The organism is Hydrogenophaga intermedia, assembly GCF_023715105.1.
In the GTDB taxonomy this organism is placed as follows: Bacteria; Pseudomonadota; Gammaproteobacteria; order Burkholderiales; family Burkholderiaceae_C; genus Hydrogenophaga; species Hydrogenophaga intermedia_A.
On the sequence record NZ_JAMBNO010000002.1, the window covers coordinates 14,215 to 32,944 of the forward strand.

General features: G+C 68.2%; 15 protein-coding genes. 3 read left to right on the top strand and 12 right to left on the bottom strand.

Features of this window, described 5'->3' with window-relative positions; all coding sequences use genetic code 11:
* Nucleotides 1-209 precede the first annotated feature (209 nt).
* Together M3149_RS01745 and M3149_RS01750 are read left to right on the top strand one after the other, a co-directional pair.
* A complete protein-coding gene (locus tag M3149_RS01745) occupies nucleotides 210-563 on the top strand; it encodes a hypothetical protein (protein WP_251707617.1) in 354 nt (117 codons plus the stop codon).
* A complete protein-coding gene (locus M3149_RS01750; protein ID WP_251707618.1) occupies nucleotides 560-844 on the top strand; it encodes a hypothetical protein in 285 nt (94 codons plus the stop codon). Before M3149_RS01745 ends, M3149_RS01750 begins: the two co-directional genes overlap by 4 nt.
* 15 nt (nucleotides 845-859) lie before the next feature.
* Here the strand turns inward: M3149_RS01750 and M3149_RS01755 are convergent, their stop codons facing one another.
* The 12 genes from M3149_RS01755 to M3149_RS01810 are packed head-to-tail and all read right to left on the bottom strand — an operon-like array spanning nucleotide 860 to nucleotide 18,011.
* Nucleotides 860-1,363, bottom strand: a complete 504-nt coding sequence (locus M3149_RS01755; RefSeq protein ID WP_251707619.1) for a TlpA family protein disulfide reductase — start codon at nucleotides 1,361-1,363, stop codon at nucleotides 860-862.
* Between the two features lie 59 nt (nucleotides 1,364-1,422).
* Nucleotides 1,423-2,715 (bottom strand): NAD(P)/FAD-dependent oxidoreductase, encoded by a 1,293-nt coding sequence (locus tag M3149_RS01760; RefSeq protein ID WP_251707620.1) that lies wholly within the window; start codon nucleotides 2,713-2,715, stop codon nucleotides 1,423-1,425.
* 28 nt (nucleotides 2,716-2,743) lie between these two features.
* A complete protein-coding gene (locus tag M3149_RS01765; protein ID WP_251707621.1) occupies nucleotides 2,744-6,316 on the bottom strand; it encodes an LAGLIDADG family homing endonuclease in 3,573 nt (1,190 codons plus the stop codon).
* A 15-nt stretch (nucleotides 6,317-6,331) separates the two neighbouring features.
* Nucleotides 6,332-7,045, bottom strand: coding sequence for a carbonic anhydrase (locus M3149_RS01770; protein WP_251707622.1), 714 nt, complete (start codon nucleotides 7,043-7,045; stop codon nucleotides 6,332-6,334).
* Entirely contained in the window at nucleotides 7,042-7,905 is an 864-nt protein-coding gene (locus tag M3149_RS01775) for a peptidylprolyl isomerase (protein WP_251707623.1), read from the bottom strand. The genes M3149_RS01770 and M3149_RS01775 overlap by 4 nt, the downstream gene beginning before the upstream one ends.
* 3 nt (nucleotides 7,906-7,908) lie before the next feature.
* Nucleotides 7,909-8,616, bottom strand: coding sequence for a respiratory nitrate reductase subunit gamma (gene narI, locus M3149_RS01780; protein ID WP_251707624.1), 708 nt, complete (start codon nucleotides 8,614-8,616; stop codon nucleotides 7,909-7,911).
* Nucleotides 8,613-9,305, bottom strand: coding sequence for a nitrate reductase molybdenum cofactor assembly chaperone (gene narJ / locus M3149_RS01785; protein ID WP_251707625.1), 693 nt, complete (start codon nucleotides 9,303-9,305; stop codon nucleotides 8,613-8,615). The genes narI and narJ overlap by 4 nt, the downstream gene beginning before the upstream one ends.
* A 1-nt stretch (nucleotide 9,306) precedes the next feature.
* Nucleotides 9,307-10,839 carry a nitrate reductase subunit beta gene (narH, locus tag M3149_RS01790; RefSeq protein WP_251707626.1) on the bottom strand — a complete coding sequence of 511 codons (1,533 nt, stop codon included), beginning with the start codon at nucleotides 10,837-10,839 and terminating at the stop codon, nucleotides 9,307-9,309.
* On the bottom strand, nucleotides 10,836-11,198 hold the full coding sequence (locus M3149_RS01795) for a cupin domain-containing protein (RefSeq protein ID WP_251707627.1): 363 nt from the start codon (nucleotides 11,196-11,198) through the stop codon (nucleotides 10,836-10,838). The genes narH and M3149_RS01795 overlap by 4 nt, the downstream gene beginning before the upstream one ends.
* Nucleotides 11,199-11,216: 18 nt before the next feature.
* A complete protein-coding gene (locus M3149_RS01800; protein WP_251707628.1) occupies nucleotides 11,217-15,032 on the bottom strand; it encodes a nitrate reductase subunit alpha in 3,816 nt (1,271 codons plus the stop codon).
* 36 nt (nucleotides 15,033-15,068) lie between these two features.
* The gene (locus tag M3149_RS01805) at nucleotides 15,069-16,736 is read right to left on the bottom strand and encodes an MFS transporter (protein ID WP_251707629.1); all 1,668 of its coding nucleotides are present in this window, start codon (nucleotides 16,734-16,736) and stop codon (nucleotides 15,069-15,071) included.
* Between the two features lie 6 nt (nucleotides 16,737-16,742).
* On the bottom strand, nucleotides 16,743-18,011 hold the full coding sequence (locus M3149_RS01810; protein ID WP_435370716.1) for an MFS transporter: 1,269 nt from the start codon (nucleotides 18,009-18,011) through the stop codon (nucleotides 16,743-16,745).
* A gap of 161 nt (nucleotides 18,012-18,172) precedes the next feature.
* Here M3149_RS01810 and M3149_RS01815 point away from each other — a divergent pair, with 161 nt between their 5' ends.
* Nucleotides 18,173-18,727, top strand: a complete 555-nt coding sequence (locus M3149_RS01815; protein ID WP_251707631.1) for a hemerythrin domain-containing protein — start codon at nucleotides 18,173-18,175, stop codon at nucleotides 18,725-18,727.
* Nucleotides 18,728-18,730: the final 3 nt, after the last annotated feature.

Sequence of the window (18,730 nt, forward strand, 5' to 3'; positions counted from 1 at the left end):
CAAACGTTTGGTGGAGATCCTCCTCGTCTCCACCAAAAATTCCGCAAGGCCTTGTTTCACAAGGCCTTTTTTCTTTTCCGGGGCGGCTGTGCGCGAAGTGACCCATCCAGGTGATCCAAATCGTGCATCTGCATGCGCCCTCAGGCCCTTCACATCTTCAAGAGCCGCCACGGCATCTGGTACTTCCGCTGGGTCGTGCCAAAAGTGTGGTGGCGCCGGCCTCGGGCGAAGGCATCTACTACGCCATGCTGGGCGGCCAGCTTGCGGCCGAGGCGGTGCTGGAGCTGCTGGCCACGCACGACCCGCGCGCGCTCAAGCAGGCGCGCCGGCGCTTCATGGCCGAGCACGGCCGCGTGTTCCAGGTGCTGGGCCTGATGCAGTGGTTCTGGTACGGCAGCGACAAACGCCGCGAACGCTTCGTGAAAATCTGCGAGGACAAGAACGTGCAGCAGCTGACCTTCGAGTCCTACATGAACAAGGTGCTGAGCCGGCGCCGCCCGCTGGCGCAGTTGCGCATCTTCCTCAAGGACACCGCGCACCTGCTGGGCATCGCGCGCGTGTGAGCGCGGCCGTGGACATCCTGTCGGCTCTGCGTCCGGTCCATGCCGTGTGGCTGGCACTGGCCATCGTCGGCATCGAGCTGGTGCTGCGCGCGCTGCTGGCGCTGCGCGGGCCCAGGCGTGCGGGCTGGCTGGCGGGCCTGTGGCACGGCGCCGCGGGGCTGGCGCTGCTGCTGGCGCTGCTCGAGGCCCTGGGCCCGCAGCGCACGGCGCACCTGTTGCTGTGGCTCGCGCTGGGCGGCGTGGCGCACGCGCTGACGCTGCTCAAGCCGGGTCGGCGCTGAAGCAGCGCCAAGCGCTCACAGGAAGCGCGCGATCTGCTCCACGTCTTCGGGGAAGAGTTGGCCCTTCTCGGCCAGCAGCACGCGTCCGTCGCGCCCGCGCACCAGCGTCATCGGCAGCGCCTTGCTGGCCTTGGGCAGCACACGCTCGGTGGCCGGCGTGGCCATGCCGCTGGGGAAGGTGTAGCCGCGTTGCGCCAGGTAGCGGCGCGCGTCTTCCTCGCGCCGGTCGATCGACAGGCCCAGCATCTTCAGGCCGCGGGCGCGCTGCGCGTCCCACAGCTTCTGCATCGACGGCGACTGCTCGGCGCAGAACGGGCACCAGCTGGCCCACCAATAGACCACCACCACCTGCCCCTCGGCGTCGGCCGCGCGAAAGGTGCTGCCGTCGAACAGGGGCACATCGGGCAGCGCCACGGCCGCACCGATGGCGGGCGCCGGGATCTCGCGCTGGGCGTGCGACAACGGGGCGCCTGCGAGCGGGGCGGCGCCCAGGGCCTTGATGAGGGTTCTGCGGTCCATGCGTGGTGTCGTGCTGGAAGGGAGAGGTTGGGATTCTGCGCCGGCGGGAACGTTCCGGCTCACCAGCGCGCGTGCGTGAGGTGCACCGCGCGCGCGCCGAGTTCGTAGCCGGCCTCGCGCACGCGGCGCAGCGGCACTGGCCGCCAGGGCGAGACCGGCAGGGCCATGTCGTCCTCGCCCTGCTGGCCGAACACCAGGCGCGCCAGTTCACGCCCGAACACCGTGCCGGGCGAGATGCCGCGGCCGTTGTAGCCGCTGAACGACCAGGTGTTGCGCGCCAGCCGGTGCAGGCGCGGCAAGGCATCGGGCGTCATCCCGATGCGGCCGTACCAGGCGTGCTCGAAATCGATCCCCTTGAGTTGTGGGTACAGGCGCGCAAGCGCTCTGCGGCCCCAGTCCCGGTGGATGGTCAGTCCCGCGCCGTGTAGCGCACCCACGCTGCCGAACACCAGGCGGTTCGCGGCGTCGAGGCGGAACGAGGTGAGCACCTGTCGCGTGTCCCAGGCGCCGTGGCGCTGCGGCAGCACCGTGGCGCGCTCGGCGTCGGTGAGCGCTCGCGTGGCCAGGTTGAAATACGGCAGGTGCACGAGTTCGCTGTCCAGGCCGGGCCACAGGCCGTCGGCCGCGCTGTAGGCGTTGGTGCAGACCAGCACCCAGCGCGCATCCAGTGTGGCGCCTTGAGCGGTGCTCAGGCGCCAGTGGGTGCCTTCGTCGTGCAGCGCGGCCACCGGCGAGCGCGCATGCAGCACCGCACCGGCCGCCTGCGCGGCGCGCGCCAGGCCGCGCGCGTAGGCCAGCGGCTGGATGGTGCCGGCGCGCCGGTCGAGCAGCGCACCGCTGAAGCCGCGCGCACCCGTGAGTTGGGCGGCGGTGGCGGCATCGAGCAGTTCCACCGGCGCGCCGCGGGCCTGCCACTGGCGGGCACGCTCGGTGATCTCGCGCAGCCCGCCCGCGCCCACCGCGCAGTGCAGCGTGCCGGCGCGCTCGGCCTCGCAGGCGATGCCGTGGCGCGCGATCAGGTCGAACACCACCGACGGGCCCTGCCCCAGGCGTTCGAGCAAACGTTCGCCGTACACCGGCCCGAGCGCGGCGGGCAACACCGAAGGCATGACCCACATGCCCGCGTTCACCAGTCCCACGTTGCGGCCCGAGCCGCCGAAGCCGATGTCCCGCGCTTCGAGCACGCGGACCGTGGCGCCTCCCTCGGCCAGATGCAACGCAGCCGACAGGCCGGTGTAGCCGGCCCCGACGATGGCCACGTCGGCCGAGGCATGGCCTTGCAGGGCGGGCGCTTCGGGCGCGGGCGGGGCCGAGGCTTCCCACAAGCCGTGGGACAGAGGGTCCTGGTTCATGCCGCGATGCTATCCCGCGGCGCGGCCCTCAACCGCAGGAGCCCACGTAGCCACAGGCCGTGCAGTGGTCGCACCCATCCTTGCGGATCATGGCGTGCGCGCCGCAGTCGGGGCATTTGCGGCCGGCCATCTGGCCGGGCACGGTCAGTGTTGCGGGCAATGCCGCGGAAGCGGTGTCGACTGCATCGGGTGCAGTGCCGCCGCGGCGGCGCTGCAGGATGTTCTGAACCGCGTAGGCCAGCGCCGCCACCTCGGAGTCGTGCCACATCGGGATCACCGCGCCGTCCTCGCGCGAGCGCGTGCCCAGACGCACCGGGCCACGGTCCCAGGCGACCTTGCGCATGTCGCGCAGCGCGCGCTCCAGGAAGCCGCCGCGCGCCGCCAGCGAGAGCAGGCGCATGCTGGCGGTGATCCACTGTTGCGATTCGGCGCGCTGGCCCACCGGCATGAAGAACTCGATGGCGCGCGACTGCGTGCCCTGCCCGTCCGCCGCCGGCACGGGCAGGAACGAGACCACGATGTAGGTGGTGTGGTGGCCTTCCTGCGTCCAGTACTCGATCTTTTCGGCCACCGCATCGAGCGCACCCAGCGGGCGGCTTTCGATCACGGCACGCATCGGGTCGCCCGGAACCGCCGCAGGCTCATCGGCCGGGGCCGTGCCCGACACCGACAGCACCGACCCCAGGATGTCGTTCGGCCGGTAGGTGGCCAAGCCCTTGAGGCCACCGCGCCAGGCCTTGAGGTAGAGGTCCTTGAAGTCCTCGAACGGATAGTCGCCGGGCACGTTCACCGTCTTGGAGATCGAGGTGTCGATGAAGGGCTGCACCGCGGCCATCATGCCCAGGTGGCCGTCCACGCCCATCTCCAGCGCCGAGACGAAGTACGGCGGCAGTTGCTGCACGTCACCCCCGAGCGCGCGCCACAGGCGCCACGCGTGGTCGGCCACCTCGTGCTCGCGCGTGGTGCCGTCGGCCTCGCGCTTCTTGCGCGTGTAGACCCAGGAGAACGCGGGCTCGATGCCGTTGGACGCGTTGTCGGCGAAGGCCAGGCTCACGGTGCCGGTGGGCGCGATCGACAGCAGGTGGCTGTTTCGGATGCCGTGCGTGCGGATGGCCTGCTGGATGTCGGCCGGCAGGCGGCTCGCGAAGGTGCCGGGCGCGAGGTAGCTCGCCACGTCGAGTCTGGGGAACGCGCCCTTTTCCTTCGCGAGTTCCACCGAGGCGCGGTAGGCCGCATCGCGCATGCGCTCGGCGATGCGCGCGGCCATGGCCACGCCGGCTGCTTCGTCGTAGCGCAGCTGCAGCAGGATCAGCGCGTCGCCCAAGCCGGTGAAGCCGACGCCGATGCGCCGCTTGGCCTGCGCCTCGGCGCGCTGCTCGGGCAGTGGCCAGAAGGTGAGGTCGAGCACGTTGTCGAGCATGCGCACCTGCAGCGCCACGCTGCGCTCGAAGGCCTCGAAGTCGAACGCCGGCTCACCGCCCACGCCGAACGGGTGGCGCACGAAGCGCGTGAGGATGATGGGGCCCAAGTCGCAGCAGCCGTAGGGCGGCAGGGGTTGCTCACCGCAGTTATGCACCACCAGACCGTTGGCGTCGAAGGCGTGCACGTCGTCCACGGTCACGTCGTACACCGCTTCTTCGCCATCGGGCTGGAGCGACTCGACCGTGGCAACAAAGCGCTCGCGGTTGGGGGTGCGGCGGTAGACATCCAGCGATTCCTCCAGGCGGGCCGCCTTGTCGGTGTCGTGGAAGCCGATGCGTTCGGCGAACAGGTGCAGGTTGTCGTTGGCGATCACCAGTTCGTGCTGCGGCAGCGTGGCGTAGTCGGCAGCGCCGCCCCGGCCATCGGGCAGGCGGCGCAATCCGGCAGGTCGCCGTTCGCGGTAGATCGTGGATGCGATGCCCAGGCGCAGCAGCATGCGTTGAACCGCTTGCAGCAAGGCGGTGTCGCTCTGCGACAGGCGCACGCTCACGCCCTTCTCCTGCGCGCCCTGCACGCTGCCATCGGCGTCGAACAGGCCGCTCAGCAGGCCTTCGCAGAAACCGGAGGAACACCGTTCCATCGCGGGCGTGATCGTCTTGTAGCCCGGTGCCATGCCCATCGATAACGCCAGATCGCGCAGCGGCGCACTGGCGAGTCGCATCTCACCGCGCCCCGCGATCGGGCGCTGGAAGCCGCGGAAATCGGCGCGGTGGTCGAGGCAGGCGGCCGCGGCCTCGGCCGCCTGCACGATGCCAGCGGCGCCGGTGGCGGCGAATACGACTGCGTCCTGCCCCACCACGCGCAACTCGGGCGCCCAGACCGACAGCACGGCCTTGTCGGCCTTGAGCGTGCCGTCGCCGATCAGCAGGCCCAGCAGGTAGCCCTGCTCGCGCGTGCCCTCACCGTCCCAGCCCTGCAGCGCGCGGTGGTTGTTGAGCACGATCTGATCGCCGGGCCGCAGACTGGCTGCTTCGGTCCAGTCCAGCTCCAGGGTGTGGCGCGTCTTGCGCGCCACGCGGCGCACGCGATGGTCGGCCGTGAGGCGCAGCGCATGGCCTTCGCGCGTGCTCAGTTTGAACACCGACTTGCGCCCGGTCGCAAAAAATCCTTCGCTGCGCAGCGCGTGGCTGCGTCCATCGACCACGGCATGAAACCGCTTGCCAACCAGTTCTTGCACGGTGCGGGGCCCTTCCTCGGTCATGACCCAGGTATCGGCCGTCACACACGGGTTGGTCGCCTCGATGCTTTCGATCGCGCGCAGGTTGTTGTCGCGGCCGATGGCGTCGATGAACAGGATGCCGGGTTCGGCGAAGTCGTAGGTGGAACGCATGATCGTGTCCCACAAGTCGCGCGCACGAACCGTCTCGTAGACCCAGCGGCCGTCGGCACGCTGGTGGGCGCCGGCGGCCAGTTGCTCGGCACCGGGCTGGGCGCTGTGCACCAGATCCCAGTCGGCGTCGGCCAGCACCGCATCCATGAAGGCGTCGGGCACGGCGACCGAGACGTTGAAGTTGTTCCAGCGCCCGGGCGTGCGCTTGGCGGTCATGAACTCGCGCACGTCCGGGTGGTCGATGCGCAGCACGCCCATCTGCGCACCGCGGCGCGCGCCCGCGCTCTCCACCGTGGCGCACGATTGGTCGAACACGTTGATGTAGCTGCAAGGCCCCGAGGCGATGGACGCCGTGCCCTTGACGCGCGCGCCGCGCGGGCGGATGCGCGAGAAGTCGTAGCCCACGCCGCCCCCGCGGCGCATGGTTTCGGCAGCCTCGCGCAGAGCCTCGTAGATGCCGGGGTAGCCGCTCTCGTCGCGGCCCTGGATGCAGTCGCCCACGGGCTGCACGAAGCAGTTGATGAGCGTGGCCTGGATGTCGGTGCCAGCCGCGCTCATGATGCGCCCGGCACCGATGCCGCCTTCGCGCAGGTGCGCCAGGAAGCGCGGCTCGAAATCGGTCCGGCGCTCGGGTGCTTCCACGCTGGCCAGCGCACGCGCCACGCGCGCAAACAACTGCTCGCGCGTGGTCTCGTCGCCCTTGAGGTATTTCTCGCGCAGCACCTCTTCGCTGATGGGCTGGGGCTCCAGCTCGGGCAGCAGTTCGCGCGCGGCGGGTTCTCGGTTCATGGTTCGGGTTCCTGGTCAGACGGCCGGCTGGCCGTCGTGTTCGACGTACTGCAGATAGGGGCCGGTGCCGCTGCTGTTGGCGCGCGAGGCCGGCACGAAGCCGCCGGCGGCGGCGTCGAAGACGTGCACCTCGCCGTCCTCGATGACGTAGTGCCAGCCGTGCAGCGACAGGGTACCCGCTTCCACGGCGCGGCGCACCATCGGGTAGTCCATCAGGCGTTCGAGCTGCAACACCACGCTGCGCTGCTCGGTGCGCCACAGGGCCTCGGGCGACGGCCGCACCGGCAACAGGGCTTCTTGCGCGAGCTCGAGCCAGAAACGCAGGGCACGCGCTTCCTCGGGCACGCCTTCGTAGGCGGCGCGCACCGCGCCGCAATGGCTGTGGCCGCAAACCACGATGTGCTCGACCTTGAGGCTCAGCACCGCGAACTCGACCGCGGCCATGGTGCCGTGCCAGCCGCGCGATCCGTCGTAGGGCGGGATCAGCGCGCCGACATTGCGCACGATGAACAACTCGCCCGGGCCGGCGCCGGTGAGGAGGTAGGGCACGAGGCGCGAATCGGAGCAGCCGATGAACAGCGTCTTGGGGTGCTGACCCTGCGCCACCAGGTCCTGGAAGCGTTGCTGGTGGCGCGGGAAATAGTCCGCGTGGAAATCACGCAATCGCGCCAGCAGTTCATCGCCGGCGCCCTCGCCCTCCCCCGGGCCACCGGGCGCGCCGGGGTTCATTGCACCAGGGGCGAGCTCGCGCCATCGAGTGACATGCCGCGCACCTCGGCATCGCCCACCAGCAGTTGCATGAACTGACGCCAGGCGGTGGCCCGCGCCTGCAGCCCGAGTTCGTCGGCGATGCGCGGGGCCAGCGCCTCGAACGGGGGCAGCGTGCCGTTGCGCCGGCCCAGCACCTCGACGATGTGCAGGCCGTGGCGCGAATGCACCAGGCGCGGATGCACGCCCATGCCCCAGCCGCTGTCGCGCTGGTGAAAAAGCTCGTTGGCGAGTTCGGGGGCGCAGTCCTCGGGCGTGAGCCAGCCCAGGTCACCCCCCTGCGCGCCGCTCGGGCAGTTGGACAGCGTGCGTGCCAGTTCCTCGAAGCGCCCGGGTGCGGCGTCCTTGCGCGTGAGCTCCAGCAACGCTGTCTCGGCGTGCTGCGCGAGTTTGTGCACGTCCACCCCCGGCGTCACCGCGAACAGGATGTGCCGCACATGGCGCGCCTGCCCCACCAGATAGCGGTTGCGGTTGGCCTCGTAGTGGCGCCGGCAGGCCTCCAGGTCGGGCACGGGCAGTTGCACCTCGTCGTCGAGCATGGCTTCCACGGCGGCGCGTTGTTCGGCATTCAGCGGAGGAGCCACGCTCACGTCCTGCGCGGGCAGGCGGCCACGCTGCACCGCGGCCTGGCGCAGCAGTTCGGTGTGGGCGCGCTCCAGCAATTCGTCGGCCGATAGGCGTTCGCCCGGCCCGTGCAGGCGCACGCCGTTGATGCTGGGGGTTTCTGTCGCGGCTTCGACGGCCACCTCGGGCTCGGCACCCGAGGCGCAACCGCAGTGACCGCTGCCGCAGCCGCCCTTCACAGGTTCGTGTCCGGTCATGGCTCAGCGCTCCCCTCGGTTGGGCAGGCCCAGGCGGCGGCTGCGCACCACCTGATACGGGCGGAACAGGTAGGCCACGGTGGCAAATCCGCTCCACACATGGACCAGTCGGGAGAACGGGAACAGCAGGAAGATCGTCATGCCCAGCACCAGGTGCACCTTGAAGGGCCAGTCCAGATTCACCAGCCCGCTGGCGTCGGGGCGAAAGGTGACGATGCGTTGCGCCCAGTCGGACAGCGCGAGCATGACGCTGCCATCGCTGTGGCCGATGGAATACGGCAGCGTGATGAGGCCCAGCACCAGTTGCACCCACAGGATGATGAGGATGAACAGATCGGTGCGGTGGCTGGTGAGGCGGATGCGCGGATCGAAGATGCGCCGGTGCAGCAGCAGCGTGAGGCCGACGAAGCACACCGCACCCGCCACACCGCCGGCCACCACGGCGAGCAGCTGCTTCTGGCCCGGCGTGATGAAGGGCTCGTACACCCAGTGTGGCGTGAGCAAGCCCACGCTGTGGCCGAAGAACAGGAACAGGATGCCGATGTGGAACAGGTTGCTGCCCCAGCGCAACTGGCGCGCGCGCAGCAGCTGCGACGAATCGCTCTTCCACGTGTACTGATCGCGGTCGAAGCGCGCCAGACTGCCCATCAGGAACACCGAGAGGCAAACATAGGGATAGACATTGAAAAGGAAGTTGTGCAGCGTGTTCACAGCTGGGCTCCTTGACCGGCGGACCGGACGATTCGAACGGGTTGCGGTTGGCCGGGCCGCGCCTGGCCCGCGGTGGAGCAGCCGCCGAATACGGGCGGTTCGGCCCAGCTCTCGTCCAGCGGCTCGTCCTCGGTCACCGCCACGGGCTCGGCGCGCTCGCCCGCCAGTTCCAGCACGGCGGCCAGCACGCTGGCGTAGGGGCTGCCCTTCTTGTGCAGCGCGCTGAAGATGGCGCGCAGGATGTGCGCGGTCTCGCCCAGCAGCTCACGCGCTTCCCGCGGCGGTTGGGTGGAGGCGTATTCGAGCAGCACGCTCAGGTGGTCGGGCAGTTCGTCCTCGCGCAGCATCAGGCCGGCCTGCTCGTAGGTCTTGATGAGGTCGATCATGGCCGGACCGCGGTCGCGCGAGTCGCCGTGCACGTGCTCGAACAGGTGCAGCGAGGTGCTGCGCCCGCGGTCGAACAGCTCGACGAACTCGGCCTCCACCGCCAGCGCGGGGCGGCGCGACAGCCGGTGCAGCAGTTGCCCGATCTCGCCGATGCGTTCACCGGACAGCGCAGCCTCGCGCGCCAGCGCCTGCACCAGCTCGCCCGCGTGTTCGCGCAGCTCGGCATCCGGGTAGCTCAGCAGCCGCGCCAGCACGCGCAGGGTGTGGGGCGCGGGTCGGGTCAGGGAAAACGGGTTCTTCATGTCAGAGCTCTGCTTTGATCGGAATGGTGCGGCGCTTCTCGCTGCCGAACAGGCTGGTGTCGGTCACGCCTTCGCTGCAGCCGTTGCCGAAGCTGAAGCCGCAACCGCCCTTGACGTTGAAGGCGTTCTCCGCGTACTCGCGGTGCGAGGTCGGAATGACGAAGCGGTCCTCGTAGTTGGCGATCGCCATCACCCGGTACATGGCCTCGACCTCGCTGGCGCTGAGCTGCACCTGGTCGAGCACGGCCTGGTTGAGCACACCGTCCACGTGCTTGCTGCGCTGGTAGGCGCGCATGGCCAGCATGCGTTCGAGTGCCCGCACAACGGGTTGCGTGTCACCGGCGGTGAGGAGGTTGGCCAGGTACTTGACCGGGATGCGCAGTTGCGACACGTCGGGAATCTCGCCGTTGGCGCCCACATGCCCGGCGTTGGCGGCGGCGGTGATGGGTGAGAGCGGCGGCACGTACCAGACCATGGGGAGCGTGCGGTACTCGGGGTGCAACGGCAGCGCCACCTGCCACTCGACCGCCATCTTGTAGACCGGACTGTTGCGCGCGGCCTCCATCCAGGCGTCGGGGATACCGTCGGCACGCGCCTGTGCGATCACGGCCGGGTCGTTCGGATCGAGGAAGATGTCGAGCTGCGAGCGGTAGAGATCGGTCTCCTGCTCGGTGCTGGCCGCTTCGGCGATGCGGTCGGCGTCATACAGCAACACGCCCAGGTAGCGGATGCGGCCGACGCAGGTCTCGCTGCACACGGTGGGCTGGCCGGCCTCGATGCGCGGGTAGCAGAAGGTGCATTTCTCGGCCTTTCCGCTTTTCCAGTTGTAGTAGATCTTCTTGTACGGGCAGCCGCTCACGCACATGCGCCAACCGCGGCACTTGTCCTGGTCGATCAGGACGATGCCGTCTTCCTCGCGCTTGTAGATCGAGCCCGAGGGACAAGAAGCCACGCATGCCGGGTTGAGGCAGTGCTCGCACAGGCGCGGCAGGTACATCATGAAGGTGTTCTCGAACTCACCCACCATGGCCTTCTGCGCTTCCAGGAAGCCGTCGAAGTTGGCGTCCTTGCTGCGCTTGGCGAATTCGCCGCCCAGGATCTCCTCCCAGTTCGGTCCCCACTCGATCTTCTCCATGCGCTGGCCGGTGATGAGCGAGCGCGGCCGCGCGGTGGGCGCGTGCTGCATCTCGGGCGCCGACTGCAGGTGGTCGTAGTCGAAGGTGAAGGGCTCGTAGTAGTCGTCGATCTGCGGCAGCGCGGGGTTGGCGAAGATCTTCATCAGCAGCGACCACCTGCCGCCCTGACGCGGCTCGATGGAACCGTCGGCCTTGCGCACCCAGCCACCCTTCCAGCGGTTCTGGTTCTCCCATTCCTTGGGGTAGCCGATGCCGGGTTTGGTCTCGACGTTGTTGAACCAGGCGTATTCGACACCGGGCCGGCTGGTCCAGACGTTCTTGCAGGTGACGGAACAGGTGTGGCAGCCGATGCATTTGTCCAGGTTCAGCACCATGCCGATCTGTGCGCGCACTTTCATGGTTGTTCTCCGGGGGCGGGGGTTTCGTGGGTGTCGACGCCGAACAGCGTCACCAGGGCCGAGCAGGCCTCAAGGGCGTACACGGCGTGGCTTTCCTCGGGTGGTATGTGGCACAGGTCGCCGGCGCGCAGCGTGAGCCGCCGGCCCATGGCCTCGAACTCGAAGCTGCCGTCCAGGCACTGGATGACCATGCGGTCGCGCACCTTGTGGGGCGCGAGCACCTGGCCGGGCGTGAGCACGAGGCGAAAGATCTGCAGGCCGTGATCTCGAACCAGCGTCTGCGAGCGCGCGCCGGTGAGCGCCGCGCCCAGCGGGCCGGCGGCAATCACCTCGGCAGCGGCGGCGTGGGGCAATGCCATGGTGGTGCTCCGCGCGCCTCAAGGGTTCTCGCCCTGGGCCTGGTACACCGGCGCCAGGTGGTCATCGCGTGGCGTGTCGAGCCAGTCCACCTTGCGCATCTTGCGCACCACCACGAACTCGTCGCGGTTGGTGCCGATGGTGCCGTAGTAGTTGAAGCCGTAGCTCAGCTGCGCGTAGCCCCCGATCATGTGGGTGGGCTTGAGCACGATGCGCGTGACCGAGTTGTGGATGCCACCGCGCACGCCGGTGATTTCGGAGCCCGGCGTGTTGATGATCTTCTCCTGCGAGTGATACATCATCACCATGCCGGGGTTCACGCGCTGGCTCACCACCGCGCGCGCGGCCACCGCGCCGTTCACGTTGAACAGTTCCACCCAGTCGTTGTCCTCGATGCCGGCGCGTTTCGCGTCGGTCTCGCTGAGCCAGATCACCGTGCCGCCGCGGTTGAGCGTGAGCATCAGCAGGTTGTCGCTGTAGGTGCTGTGGATGCCCCACTTCTGGTGCGGCGTGATGAAGTTCAGCACGATCTCGGTGTGCCCGTTGGGCTTGCGGCCCTGCACCTCGTCGGTGGTCTTCAGGTCCACTGGCGGTCGGTAGCTGCTGAAGCCTTCGCCGAAGGCGATCATCCAGGGGTGGTCCTGGTAGAACTGCTGGCGCCCTGTGAGCGTGCGCCACGGGATCAGCTCGTGCACGTTGGTGTAGCCCGCGTTGTAGGACACGGTCTCGCTCTCGATGCCGCTCCAGGTGGGCGAGCTGATGATCTTGCGCGGCTGCGCCTGGATGTCGCGGAAGCGGATCTTCTCGTCCTCGCGGTACAGCGCCAGGTGCTTGTGGTCGCGACCGGTGGCCTTGCCCAGTGCATCCCAGGCCTTCACCGCCACGTGGCCGTTGGTCTCGGGCGCGAGCTGCAGGATCACCTCGCAGGCATCGATGTCGCTCACGATGCGCGGCATGCCCTGGGTGACACCGGCCTCCTCGGTGGTGCCATTGAGCTGGCCGAGCTGCGTGACCTCGACGTCGGTCTTCCACGCGATACCCTTGCCGCCGTTGCCCACCTTGTTCATGAGGGGCCCAAGCGCAGTGAAGCGCTTGTAGACGTTGGGGTAGTCGCGCTCGACCACCGCGATCTGCGGCGCGGTCTTGCCCGGCACCAGATCGCACTGGCCCTTCTTCCATTCCTTCACGTCGAAGGGCTGGGCCAGTTCGGCCGGGCTGTCGTGCATCAGCGGCGTGAGCACCACCTCCTTCTCCACGCCCAGGTGGCCCACGCAGACCTCGCTGAAGGCCTTGGCGAAACCCTTGTAGATCTCCCAGTCGCTGCGGCTTTGCCACACCGGGTCCACCGCGGCGGAGAGCGGGTGGATGAAGGGGTGCATGTCGCTGGTGTTGAGGTCGTTCTTCTCGTACCAGCTGGCGGTGGGCAGCACCACGTCGCTGTACAGGCAGGTGGTGCTCATGCGGAAGTCGAGCGTGACCAGCAGGTCGAGCTTGCCTTCGGGTGCCTTGTCGTGCCAACGCACCTCGGTGGGTCGCGCGTCGTCGGGGCCGAGGTCGGTGCCTTGCACACCGCTTTCGGTGCCGAGCAGGTGCTTGCAGAAGTACTCGTGTCCCTTGCCGCTGGAGCCCAGCAGGTTGGATCGCCACACGAACAGGTTGCGCGGCCAGTTCTGCGGCGCATCCGGGTCTTCGCAGCTCATCTCGAGCGTGCCGTCCTTAAGCGCCTTGACCACGTAGTCCTTTGGGTCCATGCCGGCGGCGGTGGCGTCCTTCACCACCTGCAGCGGGTTGGTGCGCAGCTGCGGCGCGCTGGGCAGCCAGCCCATGCGCTCGGCGCGCACGTTGTAGTCGATCATGCTGCCGCCCCAGACCGACTTGTCGGCCAGTGGGCTCACGATCTCTTCGAGTCCGAGCTTCTCGTAGCGCCACTGGTCGGTGTGGGCGTAGAAGAAGCTGGTGCTGTTCTGCTGGCGCGGCGGGCGGATCCAGTCGAGCGCGAAGGCGAGCGCCGTCCAGCCGGTCTGCGGGCGCAGCTTCTCCTGGCCCACGTAGTGCGCCCAGCCGCCCCCGCTCTGGCCGATGCAGCCGCACATCATCAGCAGGTTGATCACGCCGCGGTAGTTCATGTCGGCGTGGTACCAGTGGTTCATGGCCGCACCGATGATCACCATCGACTTGCCGCGCGTCTTGTCGGCGTTGTCGGCGAACTGCGTGGCCACGGTGACCACCTGGTCGCGCGGCACGCCGGTGATGCGCTCCTGCCAGGCGGGTGTATAGGGCGCGTCGTCATCGAAGCTCGCCGCGCCGCTGCCCAGGCCGCGGTCGATGCCGTACTGCGCGGCCTGCAGGTCGAACACGGTGGCCACCAGCGCGTAACGCTCCTCACCGGCCTTGCCCAGGCGCAGGCGCACCGCGGGCACACGCGCGCAATTCACTTCGCCGGTGCCGTCGTTGTTGGGGAAATGCGGCGTGGTCTGGCCTCCGAAGTAGGGAAAGCCCACGTCCACCACCTCGTGGGCCTGTTCACCGTCTTCCAGCACCGAGAGCTTGAGCGTGACCTCGTCGCCGCTGCGTGCCTCCTTGTTCTCCAGGTTCCATTTGCCCGCGTCTTCGCGGCCCTCGGGACCCCAGCGGAAACCGATGCTGCCGTTGGGCAGCACCGCCTTGCCGGCGGTGTCGAAGGCCACGGTCTTCCATTCGGGGTTGTTCTTCTGGCCAAGCTTGCCGTTGAAATCGCTCGCACGCAGGTAGCGCTCGGGCACCTGCACCACGCGGCCGTCGGGCAGGGTCTTGTCCTTGAGCACCACCAGCAGGGGCAGGTCGGTGTAGCGGCGCGCGTAGTCGTCGAAGTAGCGGGAACGCTGGCCGTTCTCAGGGAAGTAGAAGCGCTTGAGCACCACATGGCCCATGGCCATGGCGAGTGCGGCGTCGGTGCCCTGCTTGGGGTGCAGCCACAGGTCGGCCAGCTTGGCGACCTCGGAATAGTCGGGCGTGACCGCCACCGTCTTGGTGCCCTTGTAGCGGACCTCGGTGAAGAAGTGCGCGTCGGGCGTGCGCGTCTGCGGGATGTTCGATCCCCAGGCAATGATGTACGAGCTGTTGTACCAGTCGGCCGATTCGGGCACGTCGGTCTGCTCGCCCCAGATCTGCGGGCTGGCCGGCGGCAGGTCGCAGTACCAGTCGTAGAAGCTCATGCACACGCCGCCGATGAGTGAGAGGTAGCGCGAGCCCGCGGCGTAGCTCACCATGCTCATGGCCGGGATGGGCGAGAAGCCGATGATGCGGTCGGGCCCGTGCTGCTTGATGGTGTAGACGTTGGCCGCGGCGATGAGCCGGTTCACCTCGTCCCAGCTGCTGCGCACGAAGCCGCCCATGCCGCGCACCTGTTGGTAGTCGCGCCGCGCGTCGGGGTTCTCGACGATGCTGGCCCAGGCGGCCACCGGGTCCTTGGCCACCGCCAGCGCCGCGCGCCAGCGTTGCAGCAACCGCCCGCGCACCATCGGGTACTTCACGCGGTTGGCGCTGTACAGGTACCAGGAATACGAAGCGCCGCGCGCGCAGCCGCGCGGCTCGTGGTTGGGCATGTCCCAGCGCGTGCGCGGGTAGTCGGTTTGCTGGGTTTCCCAGGTGACGATGCCGCCCTTGACATAGATCTTCCACGAGCAGCTGCCCGTGCAGTTCACGCCGTGCGTGCTGCGAACGATCTTGTCGTGCGCCCAGCGATTGCGGTAGGCGTCCTCCCAGGTGCGGTCTTCGTTGGTGACCTGGCCGTGCCCGCCGGCGAAGGACTCGCTCGGCAACTTGAAGTGCATCAGGCGGTCAAGGAAATGGCTCATGGGGTGTCTCCGTGAGGGGAAATGCGTGGGACTTGATCAGGGGTTGCGGATCTCTGCGCCGCGGCGCAGGTAGAACCACCAGTTGAGGACGAGGCAGGCAGCGTAGAAAGCCGCGAAGCCGTACATGGCGAGTTGCGGCGTGCCGGCCTTGATCTGCGCGCCGATGACCACCGGCGCGACGAAGGCACCGTAGGCCGCCACGGCCGAAGTCCAGCCCAGCACCGGACCGGCCTGCTGGCGGTCGAAGATGACGCCGATGGTGCGGAAGGTGGAGCCGTTGCCGATGCCGCTGGCGATGAAGATCACCACGAACAGGCCAAGGAAGGCCACGAAGTGCTGCTCGGGCGTGGGCGAAGCGTAGGCCTGCATCATCACGTAGCCCACCGCCACCGAGGCCACCACCATCACCGCCGAGATGACCTGCGTGACGATGGAGCCACCCACCTTGTCCGAGATCCAGCCCCCCACCGGCCGCACCGCCGCACCCACAAAAGGGCCGATCCAGGCGTAGGTGAGCGCCGAGGGCGCGTTCGGATTCTTCAAGGTGTGCTGCATCACGCCCTGCGCATCTGGGATGTGCTGGAAGCCGAAGATCACCGTGATGGCCAGCGGCAGCACCATCGAGAAACCGATGAAGGAGCCGAAGGTGACGATGTAGAGCGCGGTGAGCGACCAGGTGTGCTTGTTGCGGAAAATCGCGAACTGCTTGGCCACGCCCTCCTTCATCGGGCCGAAGGCGGCCAGACGCACCACCAGCAGGGCCGCCACGATGTCCAGCAGGACCGCCACCCAGATGTTGAGCAGGCCCAGCCCGGTGGGTGCCGGCAGGTAGAGGTAGAGGATGGTGATCGCCGGAACGAAGGCCAGCGTGTAGAGGTAGGTGATCCTGGCGTAGGCCATCAAGGGATGGCCGGCATCGGGCGACACCGTGCGCAGGTTGTTCATGCCGAACCAGCAGACCGCGCTCAGCGGCACCAACGACAGCAGCCAGGCGAAGCCGGCGTTCTGGATCCAGGTCGGCGTGCCGGCGGCGATCTTGCCGAAGATCCAGCCGCTGTCCTTTTGCAGCAGCATGGGTTCGCCACCGAAGCTGCCGAAGATGCCCACCGTCATCACCAGCGGAATGACGATCTGCATGGTGGTGACGCCGAAGTTGCCCAGGCCTGCGTTGAGGCCCAGCGCCGTGCCCTGCAAGCGCTTCGGGAAGAAGGTGCTGATGTTGGACATGCTGGAGGCGAAGTTGCCGCCGCCCACGCCCGACCACAGCGCCATGAGCTGGAACACCCACAGCGGCCACTCGGGGTGCTGCAGGGCGATGCCGGTGCCGATGGCCGGTGCCAGCAGCATCGAGGTGGTGAGGAAGATGGTGTTGCGCCCGCCGGCCAGGCGCACGAAGAACGAGGCCGGGATGCGCATGGTGGCGCCCGAGATGCCCGCGATCGCGGTGAGCGTGAACAGCTCGGCCTGCGTGAACGGGAAGCCCAGGTTGAGCATCTGCACCGTGATGATTCCCCACATGCCCCAGACCGCGAAGCCGCACAACAGCGCGGGAATCGAGATCCAGAGGTTGCGGTAGGCGATGCGCTTGCCGGTGCTCTCCCAGAACTGCTCGTCCTCGGGGCGCCAGTCGTGGATGTCGGTGCGCGAGGCGAGCCGTTGCTCGAACGACGCGTCCGGTGTACCCGGTTGATTCGGGGTGTTCATGGAGGGTCAGCCTTGAAGTGAGAAGGGCTTGGCGTGGCTGCCCAGCACCTCGGTCTGGCGCACCTCGGTCCAGTACATCCAGATCAGGGAGACCCAGACCACGCCGTAGAGCAGCATGAAGGCGCTGGAGCGGATGCCGGTGATGTCGAGCAGCGCGCCGAACAGGATGGGCAGCACGAAGCCACCCAGGCCACCAGCCAGGCCAACGATGCCGCTGATGGCACCGATGTTGCCGGGGTAGTCGTCGGCGATGTACTTGAAGACGCTGGCCTTGCCGAAGGCCCAGGCGATGCCGAGCACGAACATCAACGCGGTGAACATGTAGACGTTCAGGCCGATATGGAAGGTCTGTGGGCCGTTGACGGTGGTGATGGTGAACTGCGTCTGCGGGTAGCTGAGCAGGAAGAGGCAGATCCAGCTCACCCACATGACCCACCAGGTGACCTTGTGCGCGCCGTACTTGTCGCTGAGCACGCCGCCGACCGCGCGCAACACACCACCGGGCAGCGAGAAGCAGGCCGCCAGCAACGCGGCCACGCGGATGTCCAGGCCGTACTCACCGATGTAGTACTGCACCATCCACAGCGCCAGCGCCACGTAGCCGCCGAAGACGATGCTGTAGTACTGGCAGTACTTGAGCACCTTCGGGTCCTTGAGCGCCTTGAGCTGCTGCGCGAAGCTGACCTGGCTGGGCACGAGGTGCGCCGGGTCGCTGTGGCTGAACAGCCAGAACAGCACCACGGTGGCGGCCATGATCACCGCGTACACCTGCGGCACCATGGCCCAACCGAAGGCCACCAGGATCACCGGCGCCACGAACTTGTTGACCGCCGAGCCGCTGTTGCCGGCGCCGTACACGCCCATGGCCATGCCCTGCTGGCGCTTGGGGAACCAGCGCGCCACGTAAGGCGTGCCGACCGAGAACGAGCCACCCGCCAGGCCCACGAACAGGCCGATCGTCAGGAAGTGCCAGAACTGCGTGGCGTAGGCCATGAGCCAGATTGCCGGCACGGTGGCGGCCATCAGCACCGCCATCACGATGCGGCCACCGTAGCGGTCGGTCCAGATGCCCAGCGGCACGCGCACCAGCGAGCCGGTGAGCACGGGCGTGGCCATCAGCAGGCCGAACTGCGTGGCGTTGAGGTCCAGCATCTGGCGGATCGGAATGCCGATCACGCTGAACATCATCCAGACCATGAAGCACACGGTGAAAGACCAGGTGCTCACGATCAGCACGGACCAGGCCTTGCGGGTTCTTGTGGTGTCGTCGCTCATGGGATGCGCTCCATTGACCATGACGGCGACTGTGCTTTTTCGCCCGGGCGGCGACCATCCTTCACACGGGCGATCGGCACGACGCGAAGGAACGACCCCGGGCATCCTCCGAAAGGCGTATGCCCGGGTCACACCCGCGTCACGGGCCTACCATGTGGGCCATGGTCATGCGAATCGCCCTGCCCGGCCAGGCTTCGGCCGCGGCCACCACCGAAGTCCCGCTGGAGATGCTCTCGGCCTGCCACGGCCGCGTGCAGACGCAGTGCGAGACACTGCAGCGCCTGTGCGAGCACCTGCCGCGCCACGGCGCCGACAGCGCTGCGGTGCAGGCCGTTGAAGCGGTGTTGCGCTATTTCCGCCTGGCCGCACCACACCACCACGCCGACGAAGAGGCCGACCTCTTTCCTGCCCTGCTCGACGCGGCCCGCGGGCCCGATCACACCCGCGTGCGCCAGCTCACGCGCGCGCTGATCGAGGAGCACCGCTCGCTGGAGGGGCTGTGGCAGCGCCTGGAAAGCGAACTGGAGCAGGTGCGCAGTGGCCATGCAGGCGCTCTCGCACGCGGCACGGTGGACGCATTCGTGGCCGCCTACACGCAGCACATCGAGCGCGAGGAAAACGAGCTGCTGCCGCTGGCCGCCCGGCTGCTCGATGCGGCCGCGTTGACCCGCGTGGGCAGCGCCATGCGCGAGCGCCGAGGCATCGCCGCACCTTGAGCG